An 11,092-nucleotide genomic window follows, 5' to 3' on the forward strand; every position below is an offset into this window, starting at 1 on the left:
TGACAGGCGCATGACGCTGGCATGCCTAGACTGCCGCGCATCACTCCCCGGAGCTGCGCTCATGAACCGCCCACGCCCTTCCCTGCTCGCCGCCGCCGCGGCTCTGATGGCGCTGACTTGCGCCGCCCAAGCCCAGTCGACGCTCGAGCGCGTAGAGGTCACCGGCACCGCCATCAAGCGCATCGAGGGCGAGACGGCATTGCCGGTGCAGGTCATCACGCGCGACGAGATTGACAAGGCGGGTGTGACGACGGCGGCCGAGCTGATCGCCCGTTTGAGCGCCGGCGCCAACAACCTGACCGACGGCGGCAGCATCGGCACCGGCGGCTTCAGAGACCAGATGGGGTTCAACGCTGCCAATCTGCGCGGCCTGGGCGTGTCGTCCACGCTGGTGCTGCTGAACGGCCGGCGCATGGCCAACTTCGCGTCACCCGGCGATTCCGCCGGTGTCGACCTGAACAGCATCCCCGCGGCGGCCATCCAGCGTGTGGAGGTGTTGCTGGACGGTGCCTCGTCGCTGTACGGCTCGGACGCCATCGGCGGCGTCATCAACTTCATCACGCGCAAGGACTTCCGCGGCGTTGACATTAGCGTGCTGGCAGGCAACACCAGCGAGGGCGGCGCCAACAAGCGCTCGGCGACGGTGGCGGGTGGATTTGGCGACTACAACCGCGACGGCTTCAACGTCATGGCCGTGCTGGACATGCAGAAGACCTCCAGTCTGAACGCCAACAATCGCAAGTTCATCAAGGACCTTGACATCCCCGGGCGGCTGCCGGACCTGCTGTCCAGCGCTGGCTTTCCCGGCAACCTGAACCTGACAAGCTACCAGCAGGAGTCGCTGACCCTCATCGGCTTCAAGGCCAATGGCAAGACGGTGGTCGACCCGGATTCCGCCTACGTGAACCCCGCCGCCGCCAACGGCTGCAATCCTGCGAATGGCAGTCTGTACCTGCCCGACGGTATCGGCGGTGTCGACGGCTGCACCTTCGACTACATGCGCGACATCGAGCTGTACCCGAAGTCCAACAAAAGCAGTGCCTTCGGACGCGGCGTGTTCAATCTGGGTGGCGGCCACCAGTTGTTCACCGAGGTCTCCCTGGCACGCGCCCGAACGCTGTATTCCGGCACGCCCAATCGCGTCGACGCGGACATGGACGTCTCCCGCGTGCCTGCCTTCGCCGGCACCCGCCTGCTCACGCTGGACCCGGACGACGAGGAGCGCGTGATCACAGTGCGCACGCGGCTGACAGAGGCCGGCCTGCGCACCAGCGAACTGGTCTCCACTACCAACCGCTTCGTGCTCGGCACCAATGGTGTGCTCGCCGGATGGGACTACGAATGGGCGTTGAACCACAGCACCAGCAAGGTCTCAGATCGTGATCACCAGGGGTACCTGAATGAGGAGATGGTCCTGGAGGGCTTCGCCAACGGCACGCTGAACGCCTTCGGCCCTTCGAGCGCCGCCGGCTTGACGCTTTATGAGCAAGCTCAGATCCGCGGTGAAGTGCGGCGCGCCACCGGCACGATGGACAGCCTGGACTTCAAGGCTTCCAAGGCCATCGCCACTCTGGCCGGCGGCGACATGTCGCTGGCCTTTGGCGGCGAGTTTCGCCGCGAGAAGCAGAACTATCACCAGTCCGATGCACTCAAAGATGACCTGATCCTGGGCGAGAAGTCACAGGGTGCGGATTCTGACTTCGGCAAGTCGCGCAAGGTCGCTGCAGCATTCGCTGAAGTCAGCGCCCCCCTGACCAAGCAGCTCGAACTTCAGGCTGCGGTGCGCTACGAGCGCTACCAGGTCAGCGGCGGTGCGGCCAGCCCCAAGGTGGGCCTGAAGTACGTACCCATCCCCGAACTCGTCCTGCGCGCTTCGGCGGGCAAGGGTTTCCGTGCTCCCAGCATGTCGGACCTCTACCGCCCGCTGACCCAAGGCAATGCTGCCACGTTGGTGGACCCGGTCTGCAGAGCGCTTAACCCAAACAGACCCCTGACCTCCTGTTCCGATGGCTGGGAAACCTTCAACTACAGCAACGCCGCACTCAAGCCGGAGAAGTCGCGGCAGTTCTCTATCGGCACGGTGTTCGAGCCGCAGCGGGGTGTCAGCGTCAATGTCGACTACTGGAACGTCGAGAAGAGCAATCTCATCAGCACGCTGGGTGTGGACGTGATCCTCGCCGACCTCAACAAGTACGGCTCGCTGGTGAATCGGTACGAGGATCTGGGCGACGACTCGTATTGCGATAGCTCACGCCTCGCTGGCGACATCTGCTACATCGATTTGCGCAAAGAGAACCGCGGCAAGCAGAAGATCTCCGGGCTGGATCTTGGCGTCGCGCTGTCCGGGTTGAAGACGGGCATCGGCGAGTTCGGCTTGCGCCTGAACGGCACGCTGACGCTGAAATCCGAACAGCAAACGGGCGACGGCGACCCCTTCGTCAGCAACCTGGGCCGCTTCATCAACGAAGGCGTCGTGCAGCGCTGGCGCCACACGGTCAGCGCGGACTGGGAGAGCGGACCTTTCTCGGCGACGGTATCGAACAGCTTCCTCTCGGGCTACAACGATCAGCGCGTCGTCGGCAAAGATGACCGCAAAGTGGGCGCCTATTCGCTGTGGAACCTGTCTGCCGCCTGGGAGGCCACCAAGGCACTGACCTTGCGCGCCGGCGTGCAGAACGTCTTCGACAAGGCACCACCGTTCTCGCAGCAGGCCTGGTTCTTCCTGTCCGGCTACGACCCCAGCTACACCGACCCGCGCGGTCGCTACGGCTACGTGAGTGCGAAGTACACGTTCAAGTGACGCTCAGCTGACGAGCTCGCGCACCCAGTCCGGCAGGGCCATGGCCTTCTCGGTCTGGGCGTCGAACCACAGGGTCGTCGCGCCGCCTTCGGCACAGATGACGCCGGGTTGGTCCACCCGCTCCAGCGTGATCCAAGTCTCGAAGCTGGTGCGCCCCGGGTCGCTGACGTAGTGCTTGGCCAGCACCTCGCCCGGGGCTTTCAGCTGGCGATAGAAGTTGCAGAACGCGTTGACGATGACCGGCCCATGCCCGCCCGGGTTGGGCGGCGCCCCAATGGACGCCAGCCAGTCCACGCGCGCCATCTCCAGATAGCGAAAGTAGAGCGTGTTGTTGATATGGCCCATCGCGTCCATGTCGCCCCAGCGCAGCTGGATGCGCAGCTCGAAGGTCAGCTTCTTCTGCGCCGGGACGGCGTATCTCACGGCGTGATGCCCAGTTCAGCGGCCATGCGGTTCACGAGCTGGCGCAGCGCAGCGACCTCGGCGCGCAGCAAGGCCACCTCCTCGTCGCGCGGCACGGCCACAGCCGCCGCCTGCTCGACCGACGCCACCGGCCCGCAAAGCAGATGCGCCCAGCGCGCCTCACGCGCACCGGGCGCCTTGGGCAGCCTGATCGCGAACGGCGGCTGGCGCTCCGCCAACTCCTCCAGGAAGCCCTCCACAGACGACACGTCCGCAAAGCGGTGCAGCCGCTCGGTGTTCTGGCGCAGCTCGGCTGCCGTCTGCGGGCCGCGCAGCATCAACTGCGTCAGCAACGCCATCGCCGCGCCCGGCACGCCCAGGCCGCGAGCGAAGTTGTGCTCGTAGCGCACCACGCGGCTGCCGCTGACGGTGTTGACCAGGTGCAGCGCCTTCAGTTCCTCCACGGTGGCCAGCACCTCGGCTTCGCTGACGTCCATGACCGGGTCGCGTGCCGTCTTCTGGTTGCAGCCCGAGGTCAACGCGTTGGCCGACAGCGGGTAGCTGTCCGGCACGGTACTCTCTTTTTCAACCAGCACCGCGAGGACGCGGGCTTCCAGGGGGGTCAGGTCACGCTTGAGCATAGGTTCCTACACCCCGAATCCGTCGTCAGCCTGAATGACCGCGCCATTGATGAAGTGGCTCTCGTTGGCGCACAGCATCAGCAGCGCGGTATCGAGGTCCTTGGGCTGGCCCACGCGCTTGCGCGGCAGCAGCTCGACCAGCTGCCTGCCCTGCTCGGTGTCCCACATGTGGTGGTTGATCTCGGTGTCGATGTAGCCCGGGCAGATCGCGTTCACGTTGATGCCGTACTTGCCCCACTCCAGCGCCATCGCGCGCGTCATGTGGATGACGGCAGCCTTGCTCATCGCATAGACGCCGATCTGGCCCAGCACGCGCAGGCCGGCCATCGATGCGATGTTGACGATTCGCCCGCCCACGAAGGAACCCGGCGCCGCACCACGCGCACGAGCCAGCATGCGCTTGCCCACCTCCTGCGCGACGAAGAACGCGCCGCGCGTGTTGGTGTCCATCACGAAGTCATAGTCGTTCTCCGTGACATCGGTGAGCCGCTGGGTTGTGCCCACGCCCGAGTTGTTGATCAGGATGTCCAGCGTGCCAACTTCCGTCTCGGCATGCGCCACCGCCGACTTGATGCTTGCCACATCGGTCACGTCCAGATGCACGACGTGGGCGTCGCCGCCGCTGCCCTCGATCTCGGCACGCAGGTCTTTCAGCCGCTCGATGCGACGGCCGGCCAGCACGACGCAGGCCCCCGCCTGAGCCAGCGTGCGCGCAAACTGCGCGCCCAGGCCGCTGGACGCCCCTGTGACCAGGGCCACGCGGCCTTCAAGGTTGATGGAGTAACTCATGAGACTGCCTTCCGAATGGGTTGCGGCCATCCTACCGGTCTAGAACCGGCGCACTAAAAAAGCACGATCGTTCGATTCGAGCCTCAGCCTCTCTAGAATCGCGCGCAATTCAAGTTGCGAAAGCCCCAGCAATGACATCGGAACAAATCCTGGCGCAGTTCGGCCCCCGTGAGTCCATGGAGTACGACGTGGTCGTCGTCGGCGGTGGCCCCGCCGGCCTGGCCACGGCCATCCGCCTGAAGCAGATCAAGCCCGACGCCAACATCGTCGTGCTGGAGAAGGGCTCGGAGCCCGGCGCCCACATCCTGTCCGGCGCGGTGATGGACCCGCGCGCCCTCACCGAGCTGTTCCCCAACTGGCAGGAGCTCGGCGCGCCGTTGAAGCAGTCCGTGACCAGCGACGACGTGCTGTTCCTGTCCGAGACCGGCAGCAGCCGCACGCCAGACTGGCTGGTGCCGCGCAACTTTCACAACGATGGCTGCTACGTCATCAGCCTGAGCGACGTGGTCAAGTGGCTGGCGCAACAAGCCGAGAGCCTGGGCATCGAGATCTTCCCGGGCTTTGCCGCGGCCGAGGTGCTGTATGACGAGCAGGGCCGCGTGCGGGGCGTGGCCACCGGCAACATGGGCCTGGGCAAGGACGGCGAGCCGACCGACCACTTCCAGCTCGGCATGGAACTGCTGGGGAAGTACACGGTCTTTGCCGAAGGCGCGCGTGGCCATCTGGGCAAGCAGCTGCTCGCCAAGTACAAGCTGACGGAGGGCAAGGACACGCAGACCTTCGCCATCGGCATCAAGGAGCTGTGGGAGATCCCGGGGGACAAGGCGCAACCCGGCAAGGTGGTGCACACGGCCGGCTGGCCGATGGAAGGCGACACCTTCGGCGGCGGCTTCCTGTACCACCTGGACGGCAACAAGGTCACGCTGGGCTTCGTCATGGGGCTGGACTACAACAACCCCTACCTCGCGCCGTTCGAGGAGATGCAGCGCTGGAAGGCCCACCCTGCCATCCGCGCGCACATCGAAGGCGGCAAGCGCATCGGCTACGGCGCCCGCGCCATCAACAACGGCTCCCCGCAGGCGCTGCCCAAGACGGTGTTCCCGGGCGGCTGCTTGGTGGGCTGCGACGCGGGCTACATGAACGCCGCGCGCATCAAGGGCAGTCACGCCGCCATCAAGAGCGGCATGCTGGCCGCCGAAGCCCTGGCCCCCGCGCTGGACGCCGGCCGCGCGCAGGACGAGCTGACGGCCTACCCCGAGGCCTTCGACAAGAGCTGGCTGAACGAGGAGTTGCAGCAGACCCGAAACTTCAAGCTGTGGTTCAAGAAGGGCAAGACCACCGGTCAGCTGATGACCGGCATCGAGCAGTGGCTGCTGCCCAAGCTGGGCGTGACAAACCCGCCCTGGACGCTGCACAACCACAAGGCCGATCACCAGTCACTGCGCCCGGCCGCCGAGTTCTCGCCCATCAGCTATCCAAAGCCTGATGGCAAGCTGACCTTCGACCGCCTGTCGTCGGTCTTCATCTCCAACACCAACCACGAGGAGAACCAGCCCGCCCACCTGACGCTGAAAAGCGACGCGGTGCCGGTGCAGGTCAACCTGGCTACCTACGCCGGCCCCGAGAGCCGCTACTGCCCGGCGGGCGTGTACGAATTCGTGCCGGGCGACGGCGGCAGCCAGCGCCTGCAGATCAACGCGCAGAACTGCGTGCACTGCAAGACCTGCGACATCAAGGACCCGACTCAGAACATCGTCTGGGTCACGCCCGAAGGCGGCGGCGGGCCGAACTACGCCGGCATGTAAGTACGCTTGCACGCTGCACCCGGGGGCCGATAGGCTGCGGCCTCTTCGGCAATCCCGGGAGGCAGCGTGAGCGAAGGCAGGATCAGGGTCGGCATCGGCGGCTGGAACTTCGAGCCCTGGCGCGAGAACTTCTACCCGCAGGGCTGGCCGCAGGCGCGCGAGCTGGAATATGCGAGCCGGCGCCTGACGGCCATCGAGATCAACAGCACCTACTATGGCGCGCAAAAGCCAGCCACCTTCGCCAAGTGGCGCAAGGAGACGCCCGACGGCTTCATGTTCGCGCTGAAGGCCATCCGATACGCGACGCAGCGCCACGTTCTGGCCGACGGCGCCGATTCCATCCAGCGCTTCGTCGACAGCGGCATCGCCGAGCTGGGCGACAAGCTCGGCCCCATCGTCTGGCAGCTGGCGCCCACGCACAAGTTCGACGCGGCCGACCTGACGGCCTTTCTGGAGCTGCTGCCGGCTCATGTCGATGGCCTACCGCTGCGCCATGCGCTGGACGTGCGCCACGCCAGCTTCCAGTGTGCCGAGTACCTCGCGCTGGCCCGGCAGTACCACGCGGCCACAGTGTTCACTGAGTCCGATGACTACCCGCCCATCGCCGACCTGACGGGCGATTTCGTCTACACGCGCATCATGCGCACGCACAGCGAGGAGCCGCTGGGCTGCAAGCCGGAGGTCTTCCCGGCGCTGGCCAGCGGCGCGCACGCCTGGGCCCAGGGCGGCGAGCCCTTCGGCCTGCCGCGCATCGCGCCGCCGGCATCGGCTATGCCGCGCGACGTGTTCGTCTTCTTCATCAGCGGCGCCAAAGAGCGCGCCCCGCACGCCGCAATGGCGCTGCGCCGCGCGCTGGGCGAGGCGCCTGAAGCCTGAGCGCTACTTTGCGGCGACCGCCAGTGGCGCGGCGCGTGCCACCACCTCGACGGGCGGGCGCGGCACGATGTGGTCACGGAAGTAGGCGTGCACGCCCTCCGCCGTAACGGCCTGCAGCCCGGCGACTTCGGTGCGCATCTCGTCCCTCATGCGCGGCTCCACCTGGATGCGCGCCAGGCGGTTGACCCAGTACAGCGGGCTCTCGGCTTCCTTCAGCACGCTCTCCACGCGGGGCTGCCGGGCACGCTGCAGTTCGTCCGCGCTGACGGGCTGGTCGGCCAGCTCACGTAACTGAGCGCGCAGCAGCTCGCGGACCGCCTCGAACTTCTCTGGGGGCGTTTCGATGTTGGCGAAGAGGCGCCCCGAACCCTGCACGTTCAGCGAGCCGCCTGCCGCCGCCTGCGGCGAGTAGCTGATGCCCAGCTTGGCGCGCACGGTGTCCATCAGCCGGGCCTGCAGCACCGCGCCCGCGACACGGCCGGTGTACGACAGCGACGGGTCCGTCCAGTGGTCGGGCATGGCCCAGTACCAGCCCAGCACCGCCTGGTCCGCCCGGCCGCGGTGATGGACCGTATGGGTCGCACCGCCCACCACGAGCTCGGCCGTCAGCAACGCACGCGGCTGCCGGGGCCGCTCGGCGCCCGCGCCGAAGGTGGCCTGCACCGCGGCGATGGCCGCCTCTTCCGTCAGGTCGCCGACGATGACGATGTCCGCAGCGCCGGCCAGCGCCGGCTTCAGGATGGCAGGCAGCTGGCCGGCCCGCGTGGCGCGCACGTCGGCAGCGCTGGGCGGGATGCCCAATCGCGCATCGCCGCGGTTCATGACCCGCGCCACCTCGCGCGCATGCACGGCCGCGGGCTGCGCCTCCAGCGAAGCCACCTGCGAGCTTCCCAGCGCAGGCAGCTTCTCGCCGAACTCGGGGCGGAAGCCGGGATCGCGGGCGTGCGCCGCCAGCAATTGCAGCTGGGCCAGCAGGTCCGCGGGCCGGGTTGTGCCCGACAGCGTGAACGCGTCTTGCCCCACCCCGAAGCTGAACTGGATGCGCTGGCCGCTGCGCTGCTGCCACTGCCGGATTTCCGCCGCCGATCGCTGCGCTGTGCCCCCCATCGGCAGCGCGTAGCCCAGGGCCCAGATGGTGTGCCAGTCCCGGGCAGCAATGCCGGCGCGCCCTTGGCCCAGCTGCACCCGCACGTCCACCCGGTCTTTGTGCACCGTGCTTCGCCTGATGACGAGCCGCGTGCCGTTGGCGAACCGCACATTCGTCGTGCCCAGCTCGGCGTCCTGCGTGCGGGTGACGATGGCGCTAGGTAGGCCGAAGTCGATGTAAGGCCAGTCCGTGACCGCGACGGACACTGGCTCGCCGAGTGGCCGCGTCATCGCATGCACGAGCTGCTGCGTCACCTGGTCGACACCGAAGGCGCCGGACTTGTCGCTGCGGAACAGCAGGGGCTGCGCTTCGCCGAAGCTGCGGCGCAGCGCGGCCGTCAGTTCCTCGGGCTGCAGCGCGGCCAGGAGCGGCTCCGTCTCGGCCAGCGCCTGCTGCGCGCTCATGTATGGCGCGTGCGGATGCACCGCGGCGAGCAGCCGGTCCGCAATGGCCGCGTGCGGTCGCGTGGGTTCCTGGGCCAGGCGGGTCTGCATCTGGCTACGCACGCCCGGCAGCAGGCGCTGCAGGTCGTCTTGCGTCACGCCATGCACCAACAATTGCCGCAGCTCGGCCACCGCCGCGTCCAGCGCGTCGGTCCAGCGCCCGGGCTGCGCCTGCACCGCCAGCTGGGCCATCCCGGCCACGCCGTAGACCGACGCCTGCACGCTGGCCGCGGCACCGAGCAAGGGGCTGCCCGGCTGCTGCGCACGATCCCTCAGACGCTGGTTGAGCGCGCTGACGGCCAGGCCCTGCACGAGGAGCTCGCGCGACACCGCCGGCGTGTGCGGGCGCACGTCCACCGGGCGCAGCCACGTCAGCGTGAGCGCGCTCGGCGCGTCCGGGGCCACGTACTCGACGACGGGCCGCGTCGGCGTGGCGACGCCCAGGTCGGGCGCATCCGGCGGCGTGTCATTGCGCCAGTCGGCAAAGCGCTCGCGGATTTGGCGCTCCACCGCATCCACGTCGATGTTGCCGACGACGATCAGCGTGACGTTGTCGGGCCGGTAGTTGGCCGTGTAGTAGCGGAGCAGGCGCTCGGCCGTGGCGGCCTGGACTGCCGCGGTACGGCCGATGGGCAGCCGCTGCGCCACCCGCGTGCCCTCCAGCGGCTGCTGCAGTTGCGCGATGGCGGCGCGCCGGGTCGGCAGGTCGCGCACGCGCTCCTCGGCCAGGATGACGCCCTTCTCCTGCTCGATGAGCTGCGGGTCCAGCGTCAGCCGGTCGCCGATCTCGCGGAACAGCATCAGCCCCGTGTCCAACGCGGCGCCGTCGGCCCTGGGGAAGTTGAAGTGGTAGATCGTCTGGTCCAGCCCCGTGGACGCGTTGGTGTCGGCGCCGAAGCGTAGCCCCTGGCGCTCCAGCCTGCGCACCACTTCGCCGTCCGGCACGTTGGTGCTGCCCCGGAAGGCCATGTGCTCCAGGAAATGGGACAAGCCCCGCTCCTCATCACGTTCCTGCAGCGAGCCCGAGCCGATGCGCATGCGCATGGCCACGCCGTCCTTGGGCATCTCGTTGTGCTGGAGGGCGTACCGCAGTCCGTTGGGCAGGCGGCCAAAGCGCACGGCGGGGTCCGGCGTGCGCTGCGACAGCTCGAAGCCCCAGCGCGGGCCGGTGTCCGCCAGCCGGGTGGCCGCAGGCGCGGCGCGCGCGGCCTCCGCCAGCGCCAGCGGTACCGACAGCGCCAGCATCAGCGCGGCGGCCAGCGCCAGAGTAAGGCGGCGCGCTTCGCGCGGGTGGCTTGTCTCGTTCATTGGCGTTCTCGTGCGTGCTGCCGAATGGCGGGCGGACGGTAGCGCGCGGGCCGGGCGGCATCGAATCAGGCGGGTGAGCGATTGCCGGTCAATATTCACCGGCAGCTCGGGCCCGACTCAATCCTCCAGCCGCGCCATCCAGGCGGCGACCCGCCGGTCGTCGGCCGACACGGACGCGCCCAGCGCGTCACGGATGCGCTGCCGCTCTGTCGCCGCGCGGTTCTGGCTCAACTTGAGCTTCAGCTCCCAGCGCGTCACGCGGATGCGAAAGCCCACGATGGCGCCCAGCAGCTTGTGCTGGTAGGCCTCGGGAAGCCCGCGCCATTGCTCGGCGTACTCGGGCTCGAAGCGGCCGATGAGGTGCTTCAGCAGCGCGTCCTTGTCGGCCGCGCCATCGATCAGTTCGATGGCGCCCCAGGCATGCAGCGCGGCGTAGTTCCAGGTAGGCACGTTCTGCAGGCTGTCGTAGTGCCGTGGGCTCACGTAGGCACTGGGCCCACTGAACACGGCCAGCAGCGTGGTCTGCTGCTGCAGCCAGCCCCAGTGCGGATTGGCACGGGCCATGTGTCCCTCCAGCGTCAGCGCGTCACCCTCGGTGGACGCCACCAGCGGCAGGTGGCTGCCGAAGCCCTGCCCCTGCGCATCCGGTCCCAGCAGCAACGCCAGCGGATGCTCGGCGGCCAATTGCAGCGCATGGCCCAGGTCGTTGGAGGCGAAGTGCTTCGGCAGGTACACGGCGGTCGGGGGTGGGGGTGCGGACGGCGCTGCATCATCGCGCAGCAGGTCCAGGCTGGTGCATGACGGGCGGCAAACCGCCTTTCCGTGACGCCTTGCGCGCGTGGCTCCGTCGCCAGCGCAGTAGGCGCTTCCGCCTGCGGCAT

The 11,092-nt window shown here is 68.0% G+C and carries 8 protein-coding genes; 3 read left to right on the plus strand and 5 right to left on the minus strand.

Features of this window, described 5'->3' with window-relative positions; translation table 11 throughout:
• The first annotated feature begins 61 nt into the window (after nt 1–61).
• Nucleotides 62–2,800: a TonB-dependent receptor gene (locus ACG02S_RS07105; protein ID WP_394469744.1), complete on the plus strand. Its 2,739-nt coding sequence runs from the start codon at nt 62–64 to the stop codon at nt 2,798–2,800.
• A gap of 3 nt (nt 2,801–2,803) precedes the next feature.
• Here ACG02S_RS07105 and ACG02S_RS07110 read toward each other — a convergent pair whose 3' ends face one another.
• The 3 genes from ACG02S_RS07110 to ACG02S_RS07120 are packed head-to-tail and all read right to left on the minus strand — an operon-like array spanning nt 2,804 to nt 4,632.
• Nucleotides 2,804–3,223: an acyl-CoA thioesterase gene (locus ACG02S_RS07110; protein ID WP_394469745.1), complete on the minus strand. Its 420-nt coding sequence runs from the start codon at nt 3,221–3,223 to the stop codon at nt 2,804–2,806.
• The gene (locus ACG02S_RS07115; RefSeq protein WP_394469746.1) at nt 3,220–3,843 is read right to left on the minus strand and encodes a YceH family protein; all 624 of its coding nucleotides are present in this window, start codon (nt 3,841–3,843) and stop codon (nt 3,220–3,222) included. Before ACG02S_RS07115 ends, ACG02S_RS07110 begins: the two co-directional genes overlap by 4 nt.
• Nucleotides 3,844–3,849: 6 nt before the next feature.
• On the minus strand, nt 3,850–4,632 hold the full coding sequence (locus tag ACG02S_RS07120; RefSeq protein WP_394469747.1) for an SDR family oxidoreductase: 783 nt from the start codon (nt 4,630–4,632) through the stop codon (nt 3,850–3,852).
• Between the two features lie 131 nt (nt 4,633–4,763).
• Here ACG02S_RS07120 and ACG02S_RS07125 point away from each other — a divergent pair, with 131 nt between their 5' ends.
• Nucleotides 4,764–6,437, plus strand: coding sequence for an electron transfer flavoprotein-ubiquinone oxidoreductase (locus ACG02S_RS07125; RefSeq protein WP_394469748.1), 1,674 nt, complete (start codon nt 4,764–4,766; stop codon nt 6,435–6,437).
• 66 nt (nt 6,438–6,503) lie between these two features.
• Nucleotides 6,504–7,313 carry a DUF72 domain-containing protein gene (locus ACG02S_RS07130; RefSeq protein ID WP_394469749.1) on the plus strand — a complete coding sequence of 270 codons (810 nt, stop codon included), beginning with the start codon at nt 6,504–6,506 and terminating at the stop codon, nt 7,311–7,313.
• 3 nt (nt 7,314–7,316) lie between these two features.
• Here ACG02S_RS07130 and ACG02S_RS07135 read toward each other — a convergent pair whose 3' ends face one another.
• Nucleotides 7,317–10,211: a M16 family metallopeptidase gene (locus ACG02S_RS07135; protein ID WP_394469750.1), complete on the minus strand. Its 2,895-nt coding sequence runs from the start codon at nt 10,209–10,211 to the stop codon at nt 7,317–7,319.
• 117 nt (nt 10,212–10,328) lie between these two features.
• Nucleotides 10,329–10,946 (minus strand): FMN-binding negative transcriptional regulator, encoded by a 618-nt coding sequence (locus ACG02S_RS07140; RefSeq protein WP_394469751.1) that lies wholly within the window; start codon nt 10,944–10,946, stop codon nt 10,329–10,331.
• Nucleotides 10,947–11,092 lie beyond the last annotated feature (146 nt).

Origin of the sequence: Pelomonas dachongensis (assembly GCF_043555865.1) — a bacterium.
GTDB lineage: Bacteria > Pseudomonadota > Gammaproteobacteria > Burkholderiales > Burkholderiaceae_C > Pelomonas > Pelomonas dachongensis.

Bases quoted from the DNA above. Each gene is read 5' to 3' on its own strand.
- ACG02S_RS07135 (WP_394469750.1), bottom strand. From the start codon at position 10,211: ATGAACGAGACAAGCCACCCGCGCGAAGCGCGCCGCCTTACTCTGGCG.
- ACG02S_RS07125 (WP_394469748.1), top strand. From the start codon at position 4,764: ATGACATCGGAACAAATCCTGGCGCAGTTCGGCCCCCGTGAGTCCATG.
- ACG02S_RS07105 (WP_394469744.1), top strand. From the start codon at position 62: ATGAACCGCCCACGCCCTTCCCTGCTCGCCGCCGCCGCGGCTCTGATG.
- ACG02S_RS07115 (WP_394469746.1), bottom strand. From the start codon at position 3,843: ATGCTCAAGCGTGACCTGACCCCCCTGGAAGCCCGCGTCCTCGCGGTG.
- ACG02S_RS07120 (WP_394469747.1), bottom strand. From the start codon at position 4,632: ATGAGTTACTCCATCAACCTTGAAGGCCGCGTGGCCCTGGTCACAGGG.